Genomic DNA, 16,523 nt, shown 5'->3' with positions numbered 1-16,523 from the left:
AATATTTCAATCTCACCCTAATACGATTAACACTTTATAGGTTTGATACGATTGCCGCGAATGATAATAAATTTCAATCTCACCCTAATACGATTAACACATCGCTTAGCTGCTGCGAACATGCCGGTTGATAATCATTTCAATCTCACCCTAATACGATTAACACCCGCCACAATTCCATCTCACATCCCCGCCAATCCTCACCTCACAAGCCTATAAATATACCAAATTATCAACAAAAAGTCGTCGACCTATCATCCTCGATTTTTGCCTGGGGATCGACGACCGCTGAAAATCAATTTTTTAAGTGGTTCTTTAAAGAAAGAAACATCATTGTGTTGGCTGACAATGGTAGATCGACGACTAAAAAATATTGGATAGATCACTTTTTTCTACACCAATTATCTGTTTGTCAAGCCACTTTTGATCTCTGCTACTGAAGATTATAACGCTATCAGTACGTTCATTTAATATTTTCTTAGATAGAACGATAAGTTCTTTCAACTTTACTTCGGTTATTTCGCCCTCAAAAACACTGTTTTGTATCCAGTTCAGATATTGCCTGCATAATTTGAGCATTTTGGCGACTCTTTTCTCTCCGACATCATAAACTAAAATAACATACATTTTACCACAGGGTTTTAAAAGGTTTATATTCCTCAATAGAAAGCAGATGCTTGATAAGTTTGTAGCATTCCAGTTTGACAAGATATTTATAACTAACGTTTCGCTTGAGAGCACGATGATTGATCGTTTCATTCAATCGCTCATCCCAGGCTTTTATTACTTTCTTTCGCCCCGCTTCCTTTAACAGGCAACCATTCAATTGTAAGTCGAAATCTTCTTTTTGAATTATTTTTTTATTTAATAAATTGAAAATTAACCGATCTGCAAGAACTGGCTTGAAAACTTCTGCGATGTCAAGCGCCAATGAATATCTTCTATACCCAGGTTCATGAAGAAAACTGATTGTAGGGTTAAGTTGAGTGTGATAGATGGCATCCAGGCAGACGGTATAGCATAGTGAATTTACGAATGATATCAATGCATTGATTTCGTTCGACGGAGGTTGCTTACTGCGCGCACCCATGGTAAAGTTATTGATTATAAGATCAAAAGATTGATAATAACATTGTCTGATATTACCTTCCAAACCCATGAGCGATGGAATATCAACAGCTTCCGAAATGCCGTTTTGTAAGAGGAGAATTTTTTCAATGAACTCCGAGGTATCCTTATTCCGGTTGTTGTAGTACTTCAGATTCCTCAACATATTGTCGCTGGCTCCTTCGATAAATTTTTGCGCTATCGCTAGCCGCTTCTTTTTATTAAGGTAAGCGTCTGTTTGAGATACTATCACTTTCCCACTTAGCAAATAGTCTTTTGACATAAAGCTGCCGGTATAGTGTTCATAATAGTCAAAAAAATGAACGCTGATATTTTCTTTCCCCAGGAAGTTAAAGATTGCACTATTCGCATCTAATGAGCCAAAAACATATATGTTATCTACTCCTTCTATCGGTATGAACCTGCTTGTGTCTTCGGTTCCATCCTCTTTAATACCAGTGAATTTTAAAGTATTATTTGCTCTGCTGATCCGGCCCGGATTAAACAGGTAATAGCTTTTTTTCATACTTCATCGATATAACAAAGGTCAAAATATGAGCAATTTTTGCAAATACCGCTATTTATTGTGGGAGGGCAGCGTTGCTGGTAAAGTACCACGATGCTATCTACCATTCGGTGTAAGGAAGGAACATCCGCTTCTGATAATTCGATGTCCATGGTTTTACGCAACTTAGGATATTCTAAAAGGCCCGTTGGATTCGGAACCCCATTAAGGGTTAGCAACCACAGATAGTATTTTACCTGCCATTCATGCGCCAGTTCTAATTTGTCACTTCTTTTTGTTTCGTGAACCAGGTTGAGAGACCTGTTATAGAAATCAATTTTACCTATAAGGGTAATGCCATTTTCTAACTCATGTGAAACCGTAATTTCAGAATATTTTTCGCTTCTTTCGTTGTATGAAAATTCATGAATTAGTTTGCCGTCATACACGATATCGGACGTCGGCTCCATGTTGATAGCGTTCATAAACAACCAGAGCTTTCTATGGCAAACATGTAAATAATTAACGTGAGTTGCTGTGATCTGCATGTTAAAGTATTTCTGTCTGCCATTCTTCCTGTTCATCGAACAGCAGACCCAGGTCCGGGGAATATACTTTGTTGATAATAAAGCAGGGAATGGATTTACCTTTTGAAGTTGCGCTACTTGATGAAAAGAGCGAATGAGGTTCTTTGATCAGTTGAGCAAATTTCCTTTTACGGATCTGGACCTTTAGTCGTTCTGCGCCGATAATATCTTCTTGTAGAATGTACCTGTCATACCTTTCTTTCAATGCTATTGGTAAAACTTTAATGCCATCGAATTTCTTATAGAACTCTTCTTCCGCCTTCTCATTCACCAATAACGGTATTATCTGAATATGACTGATATTTTCAAAAGCACCATCGAATATAGCTTTACTCTTTTCATTCCAATCAGTATATACCCTGTCAACATACCCCTGCAGCCGCTCTTCTTCTATTATACCGTCATTTTGCAGCGAAATTTCCGTCAATAATCCAACGGTCTTTGATACGATCTCTTCATCATAGATATATTTGTCGGCACTCTGTGCTGTATTAAAAACATACACAGGGCAAATTCCTTTTTCCCGCTTCCTGTTAACCCTTCCAAATCGCTGGATAAGCGCATCGATAGGGGCAGGTTCGGTAAAAATTTCATCGTAATCAATATCCAGGCTTACTTCTATTGCCTGGGTACCTACCAGCAGGTTTACTCGGTCGCCGGACAATAGCTGCTCCTGTTTTGACCTGTCTTCTCCGTTAAAGGCACTATGTAATAGCACGGCATTTTCTGCCAGGGGAGAAAGCTCTTTGAACACTTGCTGAGCATTTTTAACAGTATTGCAAACAACAAGGACCTTCTTTCCCGCTTCAAGTCGCTGCTTGATGAAATCAATGTTTTCAATGTCGCGGAGGTTGCCCTGCCGGATAACAACACGATGCCGGTTAAATGTTTTATAGAGAGACGGCGCAGCTTTGATAATCCGGAACTGGGTGATGGATTCCAGCTCTTTTTGTAAGAACGATGGCAGGGTAGCCGACATTATAAAGACTTTTGCCTGTAGTTTCTCTATAACATATTTAATCAGGAATTTGATATGTGCAAAAGTGTCAGGGCTATAGGCATGGATCTCGTCGAATATTAAATGTGCGCCTGCCATTTCAAACATTCCCTGCTCAAATCCTTTAAGTGAATAAAGGTGTTTGAGAAGCTGGAATGGAGTAACTACTTTTAAAGGGGTATGAATGCTTTTAAATCGATCCCTGATTTCACGGATATCGGTTTTGCTTACGGTCTCTGAATTATCTTCCAGGTAGCTGTACAGGTATTCCTGCAGCTTGCCGTGCAACATGCCAACTTTTTCTTCTCCCAGCTCTGCTTTTAGCCTTTCAAACATCGCATTGATAGATGCAGTGTAAGGCAGTACATAAAATGTTCTGCCCTGGCCTGTGGTTTCGAGCTGTTTTTTCAGCCATAACAATGCGCTTTCTGTTTTCCCTGAGCCGGTTGGACTGATCAATATAGTATTTCCGACGCTGCGGGACGATTCGTATTGGTGATCGTAAAGCACAGGGACTTTATTTTCAACAAATGCCAGTTCGCCGCCGGTTAAATGAGATAAGGAATCAACTTTCGCAGATCCAAGATGGTCGCAGTGTTTAAGTGCGCCATTAAGTAAGAGAAGCTTGATGCGCTCGTTGTCCTTTAGTTCCTTTTTGTTGTATTTATAACCATATAGGAAGTTTTTGGGCGATAGAGGTTTGATATTACTTAGCTCGACCTGGTATTCGGTTGCTAAAACAGATAATATTTTGGGAACGTTAACCTTGCCAAATTCATCTTCAAACTCCCGTGAGCCTAAAGGATTGGAGCCGTATTTTGCTGATATATGGTCGTTTAATGTGTTTATGTCTTTGTGATGGGCTGCGATAGCTAGTTTTAGGAATTTTTTGATTTCTTCATCTACCTGCAGCCCATCAACGAAGGGTAATGAGAACAACTCGTGCCTTTGCCCGTCCCATTGGTGATCTTTTTCTCCATTCAACAATTTATAGAACTCCACATGCCCTTTTCCAAGATCGTGAAAGATTACCGCCAGCCTCAGAACTTCCCAGAAGTTAATATCTGATACAATTTTAGCGGCTGCCGGGAAATTATGTTGAAGGTACCTGAATATTACCAGGCAATCATTGATATGCTCATTCAGGTAAGTTCTGGGATTGGATTTGGCAAGTAGTTCCATACTTATTGATCTAGTTGTAAATGGTGCAGATAGATGTCAACGGCTTTATTGTTAACAATGTCTCTATATGCCTTTACATTTGCCCCTATGCTTTTATGATGGGAGATAATGCTATAGGGCTCTGTTCCAATATTCTGCCTGGGTATGGAATCTGTGAAGTATTTTGGCAACGCTTGCACAGTACCTGGAATAAAATTGCCGCGTAAAGGCAGCAGTTGGCCGCTCAGCTTTTCTGCTTTCGGTATTTCCTCCAGTTCCAGCGTTCTGATAACCGGATCGGCTGTTGCCAGGTCGTTCATTCTTCCTAATAGTAGCTGGTAGACTGGCTTTGCAAAGTATTCTGCAATCGCCATGTCAGTTACATAAATCCGCAGGAAGTTATCTGACAGGAATTCCCGTTTAATGATATTGGACTTTGCATTATTCGTCGCAGCCCCGTTATTGCTGTCTATCATGTAAATGGTTTCGATGTCTGTGGCCTTTTCTCCATATTCGAAATAATAACCGATAGTCAGTTGCTGATGAGGAATGTATTGGCCTGCAGCAGCGTTGATTAAGCCTAGTACGGTACTGACAGGCGGCACTTCCAGGGTGGGTTGTATCCCACTTAGCATATTGGGATAACGAAAACTGGCTGTCCAGCTTCGGATATCAATTGCATATAACTTCATTAGCTGATCTGTGATTGTAGTTGAATGCAATATTGATCGATTGCTTCATTAACCGAGAGTACTTTAACCGGAGGGTAGTTCTGGTCGAGCGATTCAAGGTCTTTAAGCGAACTGCCCTGGTCGTCCAGGAACCCGCTTCTGCGGCCAATGAAAACGGTTCCGAGGATATTTTCTTTATAGTCTGCCAGTACCTGGCGTATATTTTCAGTATCGAAATTAAACGAATTGTTATGGTTGCTGGCTACGTGGAAGAAAGGATGATTTCCTGTGTTGGTAGTTGCCAGGATGATCAGTTTAGGCGTAACATCTGCCATGTTATCTGTTTGCATGGCGCCACCGGAGATCGTTTTCAATGCTTTGATAGTATCCTGGATACGTTTTAACCGTACATCGCGATGCAGGCGAACCAATTTCTGCGGCCTGCCCTTTGAATCCTTAACATAAGGATCGTCTATTTCGGTTGCCCCGCTTGCGAGTGCCGATTCTTTGATATCATCGGTAAGGTTTTTAAACCCTGTTTTATTATAATTAGAAAAAGTGCCTAGTTGTTCGAGATCAAGGGAGAACATGCCTTTCATAATAGCGCTGTACTCTTCTTTTACGTAGGGAACCGCATCGCCTTCCTGCCTGCTCATGCTAGACCAGTTCTGACTTGTTTTAACCGGCGCCGCTGCAATGATAACCGAGTTTTTAAGCGGAGAAACTCTTGTTACGGTAACATTTTCCAGCACTGCTTTCCCTTTCTTATCAAGAACAGGTTTGCCTTCTTCGTCCAGTTTTGCATCTTTGGCCGCTTTCATATACCCGAACACGTCATCGTCCGCATATTTAACGGGATCGGCCGCGGTGAAGGCGATCTTGTTATCTCTGGTTACCGGTGAAAGTTCCCATCCGTGGTTTTTCTGCAAGGTTTCTCTCCACCAGTAGCGCCATGCCTGACCGGAAACATAGGGATAAGCCCGGCCGTCTTTGAACATTTTTTTTGTATCTACGCCGTTTTCATAATCGTTGGAAGTACTTTTGCCTGAGTTGTTTAAGGCAGCGGCGTCAACATCAATCAGGATAAATCCTTGTGTTTTAAGGTTCATTATCGAAAATTTATTAGTTATTGTTTTCGGTATCCAGGGCTATTTCTTCGCTGTCGTCCTGGGCAGGAGTATCTACTTTTTTGCCTTGTTTATGCAGGTTTTCATAGATACCAACCAGCAGGAGATTTTTGGTTTCTCGCCAGAAACCTCCGTCGGGGAACAAATAATCTGCGTACTCGTTTAGCGTAAATAAGGGGTCTTGTGCCTCTGCTTTATAATTTTTATCTAATAGGCCAACGGTAAAGGTTCTCAGCTCGTAAGCAGACCTGTGCCCCCTGAGGCGTTTGATGTCTTTTGCAATTTCATCTTCCGATCCATTGCTGATAAAGTCAGCGATTTTTCTGACTATCTGAATAGTTTTTTTATCCATATTTCTGATATAGTTTAGATAGTAGTCTGTTATTTCTGAAGGGAATGGATGGTCTACCAGCCATTTGACGATATTAGGAAGTATTGATTCGCCATTCATTAGATTATCCAGAACTTCGTTTCTCCAGGTCTTATATGCGTCGTAGTCTAATTGTTCATCCTTGCTTTTCCAGGTTTCTGTATCTACATCGAAGATGCTTCCCTTTAGTTTATAGTTCCGGTAGTTAGACCTTAAAAACTGGTTCCATACCTTCGGAAACTTAAATTGACAAGCAGCGTAGAACTGGAAGACTTTTGAGTCGAGGGAGTAAATACTGGCGTCGGGGCTGGCGCCAAAATTGGTAAAATGGAATAAGGTTATGGAGGCATTTGTTTTCTCCTCTATTTCTTCTTCTCTATAGTCTGTGAGTTGTTTAATTTCCCGCAAATAGTGATCGATAAACGAGAATATCGCGTTTGCAGGAAAATTGAAAGGTGACTTTAACACACCTTGTGAAATGCCAGAGCGGATTTCCAGCAGGTTTTTTTCAAGGTTCTCCTTTACAAAATACTCTGCAATATCGGGGACATTACATGCCAGCAGGGCTATTTTATCACTTAATTGAACAACGCCCAGGGGTAAAAAGAACATGCGGATCAGCATTTCTTTCGAGAGATATAAGCCTGGTTCGAAGTTCGGATGGAAATTAATATACGTTCCTGAACCTGAGAGAACATGGTTGTCTCTTCCCGCCAGGTATAATTTCGTTTTCTCTCCTGAAATCCGGCAATATCCTTCTTTGTAAGGAAGATCATCGTTCAGTAAAGCTGTGTAATATTTGATAGCTTCTTCTATTTTCCTATCCCCAACAAATGCTGCCTGCGTGATTTTTGAGTTAAGGAAGAAGGAGTGGAGTTTGGCTCCCCAGTTATTTACATAAACTTTTGTAACATACTTGATAAGCTCAAGGATGCTTTTATCCTTAAATTGTTCATCCTGCCAAAGTTGCTTTATTACAAAGCCTCCCGCATCGGCAAAGGGATCTCCGGTATAGGAGGTTAACCAGTTCTTTTCTTCTGTCATTTTTCTAGGTTTATATAGGCGATTGGAGGTCGCACAGGAACAAACAGCAATCTATATTTAGGTTATCTTATTCTCGAAAAATAATTTGCTCTTAAATATTAATAATTTCTAACTAATTTCTGCATACTTTAGAAATAATCAGAAGTTGCTTCCCACGATTGGCGGTAGTTATCGAAAGGAGAAAATGTTTAGGGTATAAATGTGAAATTATCATGTAAAGAGTTTTAAACAGATAATGAGTTTTTAGGAATCGATCTGAACATGTTGGTTCGTTTTTTACATATACACAAGTCCTCTAACCGTGGTACTATTTATGACCATAAACTAGCCCATTCCTCAACAATGCTCCCATGAGCGATTAAAATAGATTACATAGTTTGAGATTAATCCGTTGCCGTCAGTTGTCATCTTTTCTTATTATCACTGGATGGCAATTGCATATCTCGCAATCGTCGCAAATAGGTAGCATACATGTTTTACAGATTAGGGGCTTGTTTATCAGTTTATAATTTTTGCTTGCCATTACGTAGAATTTATAAATGCAATTATCATAAACTAAAAACATATATCAAAATTAATTTTCGATACCACATTCCAATATATTGGAATGTAATTAACCGGAAATAAATTTTAAAGTTATAAATTTGTTTTAGGCTCGTGAAGTAATTCGGAATTGAAATATATATTGGAAGGGAGTTCCAATAATTACTTAATCGTACCTCTCTTCATCGAGCCTTTTTGCTACATATACACACACCCACATCCTATCGTGCTATTATAAATCCCACACCCCGTATTCAACAACACCCGCAACGCCTTCGCCGGCGCTACTACCTTCAACCGGTAATTATACCACGCCCTTACTTTCGTTTCCTCCGGCGTTCCCTGCTTGATCGTTAATAACCGCGAACGGGGTGGTAGTTTATTCGGCACAATACTTATCTGAACGGCCGACATCTCTGCAGCGGCTGCACCTAACCCATAGAGGGTATCAAACTTTTCTTTCCAGTTGTGGATAAGCATTGTGGTAAAATCAGGGTCGTCGGGCGACAGGAACTGGTAGTATTCGAATTTCTCTTTTTTACCCGAAACAATGGGGGAAAGGAGGTTTAACAGTACTTCATTATGCTCGTCATTTAAGGGGCGTTCTTCCGCTACGGTAACTTCAGTGATCTGGAAATCGACCCCGCTTCGCTTGTCGGCGATTAGGATCTGCTGGTTCAGGAAAAGTCCTGTGATAAACTTTTCTGCGGTCGGCGGAAGATGGAAGGCAATATGCAAAGTAGCTTCGGCGCCGGTCATACGAAGGCGGTCGCCTACTACCTGGAAAGGAAACGCCAGGTCTGAAAACGTAAAGAACTTGAATGCTTTATGGGAATCCTGCTTTTTGTAGCCGGTATCATGAAGAAATGTTGCATATTCTTTATCAGCACTGTTGATGATCTTGTAAATGACCGCGCTGATCGGGTATTGATAATTGATAGGTAACAGGTTATTTTTCCCTAGGGCCCGTAACTTCAGTTGGATGTGCATATTAGTTGTTCAAATAGTGGGTGGACCGAAGGTAAAAAAATCAGCTTGGCTGACAAAATCCGTTCATCGAGTGAATAAAATGAATAGGAGAGGGTGGCATAACAAAATAAGGGATAAGGCATTACCTTATCCCTACCGACAAAACCTGCTGCCGGTTGCCCGTAAATACCGGCAACAGATCTTTATCAGTGCCCGTGTTCGTCCGCGCTCGGACCATAGCTGCCTGGAATCGGAACATCCAGCAAACGAAGGTATAATCCTAATTGCGCCCTGTGATGCACCGTCTGGCAATAGCTCATCCGGATCACATCCGCTTTGCTGGAAACACTCAGGATCATATCCCCGTTCCGTAATGTCCAGTTTTCTGCCAACTGATCGTCTTTGGCATTTTCCAGCGCTTTGATACCAGCGTCGAATGACTTATCATAAAATGCGAGCAGTTCCGCATTGTTTCTAATTGGTGGTTGGGTGTATGGATTTTGTTGGAAATCCAGTTCGCTGGTGTTCAGCGTCATATCAACCCAGCCTGGTAACTCGGCAACGTGGGTCGACAACCAGATAAGACTGCCACTTTTTGCATGGGGCTTCCAATCGTGTTTGTCGTCCGGTACCAGGGCTAACATTTTGCGGGTAGTAACTGCTTCTTGTTTGAGTTCTTTAAGGAGCATTTCAATTTGTGACATGTTTTCTGCGTTTTGTTACAACAAAGTAAAAACCGGGTTGTGACAACAGTATGTCAGGAGCATTTAAAAAAAAATAAATTTTTTTTGAGGTCACATTATAACAGGGGGAAGCCGGTGATAAACAGGGTGATCATCTTTCAGTGTAACCATTAGCACATACGCCCTGGTACTGCCGTTGTTGGTTAACGTTACGCGGCTAACGGCAGCCGGATTGACGAAAGATTCCAGGTAATTATATACTGCCCCGTTGGCGCGTATTGATTCTCCTTCTACCAAAATCATCATCAAACACCTGTTATCAGTAGTCACTTCGATACTGGAATCAAATTCCAGTCGCCGGATGTTATAGAAGTGCTGGGGATGGGTGGGAAGCTCCGTTATCTGCCAGTCGTTCCCCGTCTCAACGGTACGGGGGCGTGCTACCAGCTCTTCACTTGTGTACCCTGGCCGCAGGTTCGCGAAAGCTTCCTCAATACTGATAGGCCTTAATTCTCCATCCAGGTTAGGCCGCAGCCAATCATACATTTTAAAGGTATATAAATAGGGCGTGGCGCTGATCTCCAGCACCAGGTTGCCTTTACCCGCACTATGTACGGCGCCGTTAGGAATAAGAAAAAGATCGTGCTTCGCAGATGGGTGTTCCTGCACGAAGTCGCCTATCGCTACTGGTTTATTAGTTGCAGCGCTTTCGGTAAGTTCCTGCCGGAATAATCCTGTATCAACGCCGGGACGCAGGCCAAGGAACACAGTAGCGCCAGGAGCGGCTTCCAGTATATAATAAGTTTCGTCCTGGGCTATCGGTTCGTTGTATTGTTTTTGAATAAATTTTTGGGAAGGATGGCACTGGATAGATAGATGTCCACCGTCTATAGTATCCAGGAAATCGAAGCGGATAGGGAAATACGACCCGAAGATAGCGGCATGCCGGCCCAGGATCGCCTGTTGCCAGTCATACATCAGCCATTCAAAAGGGAGTCCGAAGGTCGCTTTCCCGTTGTCGATCAGCAGCATGCTTTCAGGCGCCACCAGCTCAAAGCCCCAGGCATAATTGGGGACCGATTGTGGAAGGCCGTCGATCTTCGCTTTCAACCACTGGCCGCCCCAGGGCCCTGGGGCAAACCAGGGAAGTAAACGGATTGGTTGGGTGAGCAACTGGTCTATAGCCGCATTCAGCTCTTTTCTCCAGACCCAGGCGGGGCGACTGACCGACGTTGCGTCTATCATTATTTTGATGCGATCGCGGATGGCTGCTTTATGTTCGTTGTATATTACCCTGTCTATATAATAGAAGCGCTTGAACGCTTCCGGGTCGCTGAGATCCAGCGTAAGTTTCGAGTGTTCTGCATAAATAACGGGAGCAGAAGTATGGAATAACGCTGCGCCGGGGCCAATAATAATATGCTGATCAAAGTCGGGATGCAGGTGAAGATTGGTTTGAGGATAGAGATCGGCCATGCCTAACGGACAAATACTACCCCAATGGGCATCGCCTCCCATGAAAGGGGCCAGTTGCTGCTCCAATACTGCTGTACTCTTTTGCAGCTTCCCTATGTCGTACCATTTAAAACGAATTCCCTGCTCAGTAAGAATATCGCTGAGCGCTGATTGTATGCCTTCCCAGTCAACTCCGGTATAACCGTCTATTACCACAATTGGTTGCTGGATGATCCAACTGGCCAGCGACTGGTAATCGGTATTGATAGTAATCGGATGGTAATGTGTCGGAGCAATGCGATACCCGATCTTTTGTTGTTTGATGCTGCACAAGGAAGAAGGGGTGCTCCGGTGGGTCATGAAATGTAGGTTAATATGTACAAACATACATACATAATCGCATTTCGCCAAGTTTTCATGAAAATAAAAAAGGCTACCCCGGGAGGTAGCCTTTTGGTTTCAACAGATTTGACAATGTTTAGTACCCTGTATTATTTGGTAAAAGGTTCGGGTTTGCGTCAATTTCCTGTTTAGGCACGGGGAACAGCAGGTGCTTTTCCTGGAAAGTGGCGCCTAATACGGTTTTGTGACCTACGAAATCATCCCAGTTACCGGTAACATCGTTATGTACTTTCCGGGTACGGATCATATCGAACCACATTTTGTTTTCATAGCATAGCTCAAAATAGCGCTGTAACCATACTTCGTGCTCGAAATCAGCCATCGACATTTTGCCGATAGGAGCCAGTTTGGCGCGGGCGCGGATGTCGTTCACTGCTTTGGTTGCAATATCGTCCTGTGTTCCTGTAGCCCTGTTAGATGCTTCTGCATACATCAGCAATACATCGGCATATCGGTAAAGGGTATAGTTCAGGTCGGATTTAGCTGTAGAAACAACAGCCAGGCTATCAAAATATTTATAGATATACGGTGATCTGAAAGTCACGGTAGATCCGTCTTTGATGCTCTTATAACTGCTGTAGAAGAATTGTTTTTCCTGTACCCTTTTATCGCCGGCCGGGAAGGAGGCGAGGAACTGGGTAGTAGGATATACAGATCCGTATTCATCAGCATATTTGGAGATGCCTGAATAGTTAGGAATGGTCAGCGCAGTGAGCGGGTTGTTGCTGGGTACTGCAGCTGCATATTGTACCTGGAAGATAAACTCCCCGATTCCCTTGTTAGCAGGTTTGATCATATCTGTATATTCGGGGAACAGGTAGTTGCCGCTGTTCTGAATAACCATTTTGGAATGTTCAGCAGACTTGGCATAGTAAGTAGCGCCGCCATTGATAGCCGCTCCTGCGTAAGTCAGGTATACATCTGCCAGCAGGGAATGAATGAAGCCCAGTGAAACAGTTGTGCTTCTCCATGGCAAAGTTGATTTGGCGGCTGTTTCCAGGTCTGGTATGATCACTTCATCATAGATCTGTTTAGCCGGCGTGCGAGGAAGCAGTACGTTCAGGTCTTTAGCTACTTCAGTCACTTTAGGCACAGCTCCAAACATCCTTACCAGGTAGAAGTAATACAATGCTCTCAATGCATGGGCTTCTGCGAGCATGTTGGTTTTTTCAGCATCTGTCAATACCACAAAGCCGGGGATCTTTTCTATTGCCAGGTTGCAGGTACCAATTCCGAGGTACATCTGTTGCCACCAGGTATCAAAATAGAAACTGGAGGAAATGTAACTCATGGAAGAAAAAGTGGCAAAACCGGTTTGACCCAGGTCGCTGTTTGCTTTACCGGTTACAAACTCCATGAGGTTATACACGTTACCGCCATAGGAGGAAGGTTGGCCCTGGAGGAACCCCTGCAAGTATTTATAACACCCCGTAGCATAAGCCTGCGCTACCTTTTTACTGGTAAGCTGGGCATCCGGCGAAATGAATCCTGTGGGTTTTTCTTCCAGGAATTTCTTACAGGAGAAACTCATTAACAGGAGCAATGAGACTAATATATAATTGATCTTTTTCATTTTCTGTGGTTTAAAGACTAAAAAAAGGTACTCAACTATCAACTCTTAGAATCCAAGGTTTACACTCAGGTTCCATACACGCGGGCGTGGATAAGGGAAGAAGTCGATACCTTGTGAGAACGCAGTGTTTGCACCATAACCAGAATTGAATGTATCCACTTCCGGATCATAACCTGTATAATCGGTAATGAGGAACAGGTTCTGAACACTTGCTGCGATACGGAGCTTATTGATCTTAGACCTTTGCAGGAATTTGTCAGGGAAGTTATAACCCAGCGTAAAGTTCTGGCCACGAATGTAGGAGCCATCTTCTACCCACCAGGTATCGAAGTGCGAATCCTGGGTGAATTTGTAGCTGCGTACCTGTGCTATCATGGTATTCTGGTTGTCAGGCGTCCATGCGTTTAATACGGTCTTCAAACTGTTGGCCAGCGTCTGGCGGTCTTCCGCTGAGTGTTTGAATGTAGCTGCGGTATTCATACCCTGTACAAAACGGATGTCGAAGGCAAAATCCCATCCTTTGTATTTCAGGGTAGAGCTGAAGGTGCCTGTCCATTTAGGATAAGCCTGTCCTATAATGCCATAAACAGGATTGTTGGTGCCTGCCTCGTAAAGGTATTTACGATCACCTGGCATCAGGTTATGCGCTGCTGCTTCCGCTGCTTCGTTGGTGCCGTAAGTACCCAGGCGATACATGCCGTAGAAGGAACCGATCGGTTCGCCTACGCGCAGTATGTTGGTTTGGCCCAGGAAGTTAGGACCAGGGAAGATATCGGCGTTTCCGTTGTTCAACTTCAGGATCTTGTTTTTGTTGGTAGTGAAGATGAAGTTGGTGGTCCAGGTGAAGTTGTCTGTTTTGATGTTGGTAGTTCCCAGGTTTACTTCCACACCTGTATTTCTTACAGAACCTACGTTCTTATACACAAAGGCGTCCTGGAAGCCGGCGCTCCATGGAATAGGGGCGGCCAGTAACAGGTCTTTGGTGGTACGGGTATAGAAGTCGACATTTAAGTTGATACGGTTGTCGAAGGCTACCCATTCAACGCCGGCGTCGAACTGTAATGAACGTTCCCATTTCAGGTCTGGGTTCCCGATATAACCTGGGATCAGGCCGGAATTATTGGCGCCGTTCAGTACCACCTGTGTAGGTCTGATCTGTGCAATACTCTGGTACTGACCAATTTCCTGGTTACCGGAAACACCGTAACTGGCGCGGAGTTTCAGTTCATTTACTGCGTTGCTGTTCTTCAGGAAGTTTTCCTGGCCAATGCGCCACGCAGCGCCCACAGACGGGAAGAAAGCGTATTTGTTGTTCTTACCGAATTTGGATGATCCATCCACCCTACCGGTAGCAGTGAACAGGTATTTGTCCATGAGGTTATAAGTTGCACGGGCAAAGTAGGAGTTCATGGACCAGCTGTAGTCAGACGACTCCGAATTCTGTTTTACAGAACCTGAGGCCAGGTTATGCCATTGGAAGAAGTCATCGATGAAGTTCTGGGTTTCTGTGTTCCAGTATTCGTTTTTGTATTGTTGGAAAGAAACGCCCAACAATGCGGTCATACTGTTATTTGAATTGAACTTCTTGTTGTAGGTCAGGTAGTTTTCTGACTGCCAGTATTTGTTGGAGTTACCAAAAACACGGGCAACACCGCCCTGGTCCTGCGACAGGTGCGGCAGGTTGATGGCGGAATAGAAGTTGCTTTTCTGGCTTAACAGGCCGTAACCGAAGTCGGTTTTGAAATCCAGGTCCGGAGTGATATGGAACAACAGGTAAGCATCCCCGATCACCGATGTATAGTTGTTCAGGGTATAGCGGTTGTTAGCTATATGAACAGGGTTCGGACCGCCTTCGAGTCCGTCTATATCGAAGTTGCCGGCCCAGGTGCCATCAGGATATTTAACAGGAAGGATAGGTACTTCTTCCGTTACCATCCTTGGTACGTTCAGGGCGCCGTTGGCGTCAGATACCACTCTTTGTTTTGCGGAGTTCAGGTTTACGTTACCGCCTATTCTCAGCCATTTTTTAACATCGCTGTCGATAGTGATACGGGTAGAATAACGTTTGAACCAGGATTCGATCATCAAACCGTTCTGATCCAGGAAGCCCAGTGAAACGCTGTACAGGGTATTGTCTGTACCGCCCTGCATATTCAGCTGGTGGCTGGTGGATACAGCTGGTTTATAGGTTTCTTTTTCCCAGTTAGTGTTGTATAGAGGTTTGTCATTAGCATCAAAAAGTTTAGGGAAGTTTTGGTGATTCAATGCTTTTGGAGGCGCCCAGGTACCGTGGTTAGGGTCGAACTTGGTTGCGTTTTCAAAAGCCAGGTTGTATACTTTCACGAACTCTTCTGAGTTCAGCGTTTCGAGGTGACGTGCAAGCGTACTTACGTTTACATCGCCCTGGTAGGAAATCTCAGGAGAGCCTTTACGTCCGCGTTTGGTGGTGATCATGATCACGCCGTTTGCACCGCGGGCTCCGTAGATCGCTGTAGAAGAAGCGTCTTTCAGTACTTCCACGGAAGCGATATCGTTCGGGTTGATCTGGTTTCCATCTACGCCGATCACTCCATCTACCACGTACAGCGGATCGATGTTGGAGTTGATGGAACCGATACCGCGTATACGCACCTTCGCGGCCTGTCCGGGAGCGCTGCTGTTGATGTTTACATCCACGCCGGCTACTTTACCCTGGAGGGCCTGTGAAACGTTGGGAACAGGCATGTCCATCAGTTTTTCTGCTCTTACCGATGCAACGGCGCCTGTGAGGTCGGATTTCTTAACCGTACCATAACCAATTACCACTACATCGCTCAGCGTACTTACCTGTTCAGACAAGGCGATGTTAATTACTGTCTGACCGTTTACAGGTACTTCTTTGGTGGCAAAACCCGTGAAGGATACCACCAGCACCGAGTTTTGATTGGGTACTGTAACGGTGTAAGTGCCGGCTTCATTAGCAATCGTACCGCTGGAAGTACCTTTGATCGCAATGGTGGCATTGGGGATAGGGGTGCCATCGTTAGCGTTGGTAATCTTTCCGCTAACCCTTATTTGTGCCATTGCATGCATGGAAAATAGGCATGCAAGCGCATAGACCAGGATTTTTTTCATAACAAGTCTTTAGAGATCATGAAATAATAATCAATCAAATAGTTCCGAAACCGGGAAGAGAGATGTGTGGTTGAATTATTTAAAATTTTTAATAATGAACCACGGTGAATAACAAGTTTTCGTTTTTATTCATTGTTTAGAGTTTTTGATAACAAGTGCCGGAGTATCGACTTTGGCTGAATACATAAAATCACTCGATCCGGTTGAATACGTAA

General features: G+C 43.5%; 12 protein-coding genes. All 12 read right to left on the bottom strand.

Annotated features, from left to right (window positions below; all coding sequences use genetic code 11):
* Positions 1-363 precede the first annotated feature (363 nt).
* The 12 genes from cas2 to BLV62_RS20100 all read right to left on the bottom strand — a co-directional run bounded on the left by cas2 (position 364) and on the right by BLV62_RS20100 (position 16,308).
* Positions 364-627: a CRISPR-associated endonuclease Cas2 gene (gene cas2, locus BLV62_RS20155; RefSeq protein WP_089763725.1), complete on the bottom strand. Its 264-nt coding sequence runs from the start codon at positions 625-627 to the stop codon at positions 364-366.
* 1 nt (position 628) lies between these two features.
* Complete coding sequence (gene cas1b / locus BLV62_RS20150) at positions 629-1,633, bottom strand: type I-B CRISPR-associated endonuclease Cas1b (RefSeq protein WP_089763724.1); 1,005 nt, start codon at positions 1,631-1,633, stop codon at positions 629-631.
* Positions 1,630-2,160: a CRISPR-associated protein Cas4 gene (gene cas4, locus BLV62_RS20145; protein WP_089763723.1), complete on the bottom strand. Its 531-nt coding sequence runs from the start codon at positions 2,158-2,160 to the stop codon at positions 1,630-1,632. Before cas4 ends, cas1b begins: the two co-directional genes overlap by 4 nt.
* 1 nt (position 2,161) lies before the next feature.
* Entirely contained in the window at positions 2,162-4,378 is a 2,217-nt protein-coding gene (locus tag BLV62_RS20140; RefSeq protein ID WP_089763722.1) for a CRISPR-associated helicase/endonuclease Cas3, read from the bottom strand.
* Positions 4,379-4,380: 2 nt separating this feature from the next.
* Complete coding sequence (gene cas5b, locus BLV62_RS20135; protein WP_089763721.1) at positions 4,381-5,049, bottom strand: type I-B CRISPR-associated protein Cas5b; 669 nt, start codon at positions 5,047-5,049, stop codon at positions 4,381-4,383.
* Positions 5,049-6,137 carry a type I-B CRISPR-associated protein Cas7/Cst2/DevR gene (cas7i, locus tag BLV62_RS20130; RefSeq protein ID WP_089763720.1) on the bottom strand — a complete coding sequence of 363 codons (1,089 nt, stop codon included), beginning with the start codon at positions 6,135-6,137 and terminating at the stop codon, positions 5,049-5,051. The genes cas5b and cas7i overlap by 1 nt, the downstream gene beginning before the upstream one ends.
* Before the next feature lie 13 nt (positions 6,138-6,150).
* Positions 6,151-7,569 carry a type I-B CRISPR-associated protein Cas8b1/Cst1 gene (cas8a1, locus tag BLV62_RS20125; RefSeq protein ID WP_089763719.1) on the bottom strand — a complete coding sequence of 473 codons (1,419 nt, stop codon included), beginning with the start codon at positions 7,567-7,569 and terminating at the stop codon, positions 6,151-6,153.
* 741 nt (positions 7,570-8,310) lie between these two features.
* The gene (locus tag BLV62_RS20120) at positions 8,311-9,102 is read right to left on the bottom strand and encodes a CRISPR-associated endoribonuclease Cas6 (RefSeq protein ID WP_089763718.1); all 792 of its coding nucleotides are present in this window, start codon (positions 9,100-9,102) and stop codon (positions 8,311-8,313) included.
* A gap of 185 nt (positions 9,103-9,287) precedes the next feature.
* Positions 9,288-9,785 carry a DinB family protein gene (locus BLV62_RS20115; RefSeq protein WP_089763717.1) on the bottom strand — a complete coding sequence of 166 codons (498 nt, stop codon included), beginning with the start codon at positions 9,783-9,785 and terminating at the stop codon, positions 9,288-9,290.
* Positions 9,786-9,875: 90 nt separating this feature from the next.
* Positions 9,876-11,579 carry a class I mannose-6-phosphate isomerase gene (locus BLV62_RS20110; protein WP_139170314.1) on the bottom strand — a complete coding sequence of 568 codons (1,704 nt, stop codon included), beginning with the start codon at positions 11,577-11,579 and terminating at the stop codon, positions 9,876-9,878.
* 118 nt (positions 11,580-11,697) lie between these two features.
* Entirely contained in the window at positions 11,698-13,194 is a 1,497-nt protein-coding gene (locus BLV62_RS20105; RefSeq protein WP_089763715.1) for a RagB/SusD family nutrient uptake outer membrane protein, read from the bottom strand.
* Between the two features lie 45 nt (positions 13,195-13,239).
* On the bottom strand, positions 13,240-16,308 hold the full coding sequence (locus BLV62_RS20100) for a SusC/RagA family TonB-linked outer membrane protein (protein WP_089763714.1): 3,069 nt from the start codon (positions 16,306-16,308) through the stop codon (positions 13,240-13,242).
* Positions 16,309-16,523: the final 215 nt, after the last annotated feature.

The sequence above is a fragment of the Chitinophaga terrae (ex Kim and Jung 2007) genome (assembly GCF_900107795.1).
Taxonomy (GTDB): domain Bacteria; phylum Bacteroidota; class Bacteroidia; order Chitinophagales; family Chitinophagaceae; genus Chitinophaga; species Chitinophaga terrae.
This window is presented reverse-complemented; position numbering and strand designations above follow the sequence as displayed.

Excerpts from the sequence above, each read along its gene's own strand:
- cas2 (WP_089763725.1), bottom strand. The coding sequence starts at position 627 with ATGTATGTTATTTTAGTTTATGATGTCGGAGAGAAAAGAGTCGCCAAA.
- cas1b (WP_089763724.1), bottom strand. The coding sequence starts at position 1,633 with ATGAAAAAAAGCTATTACCTGTTTAATCCGGGCCGGATCAGCAGAGCA.
- cas4 (WP_089763723.1), bottom strand. The coding sequence starts at position 2,160 with ATGCAGATCACAGCAACTCACGTTAATTATTTACATGTTTGCCATAGA.
- BLV62_RS20140 (WP_089763722.1), bottom strand. The coding sequence starts at position 4,378 with ATGGAACTACTTGCCAAATCCAATCCCAGAACTTACCTGAATGAGCAT.
- cas5b (WP_089763721.1), bottom strand. The coding sequence starts at position 5,049 with ATGAAGTTATATGCAATTGATATCCGAAGCTGGACAGCCAGTTTTCGT.
- cas7i (WP_089763720.1), bottom strand. The coding sequence starts at position 6,137 with ATGAACCTTAAAACACAAGGATTTATCCTGATTGATGTTGACGCCGCT.
- cas8a1 (WP_089763719.1), bottom strand. The coding sequence starts at position 7,569 with ATGACAGAAGAAAAGAACTGGTTAACCTCCTATACCGGAGATCCCTTT.
- BLV62_RS20120 (WP_089763718.1), bottom strand. The coding sequence starts at position 9,102 with ATGCACATCCAACTGAAGTTACGGGCCCTAGGGAAAAATAACCTGTTA.
- BLV62_RS20115 (WP_089763717.1), bottom strand. The coding sequence starts at position 9,785 with ATGTCACAAATTGAAATGCTCCTTAAAGAACTCAAACAAGAAGCAGTT.
- BLV62_RS20110 (WP_139170314.1), bottom strand. The coding sequence starts at position 11,579 with ATGACCCACCGGAGCACCCCTTCTTCCTTGTGCAGCATCAAACAACAA.
- BLV62_RS20105 (WP_089763715.1), bottom strand. The coding sequence starts at position 13,194 with ATGAAAAAGATCAATTATATATTAGTCTCATTGCTCCTGTTAATGAGT.
- BLV62_RS20100 (WP_089763714.1), bottom strand. The coding sequence starts at position 16,308 with ATGAAAAAAATCCTGGTCTATGCGCTTGCATGCCTATTTTCCATGCAT.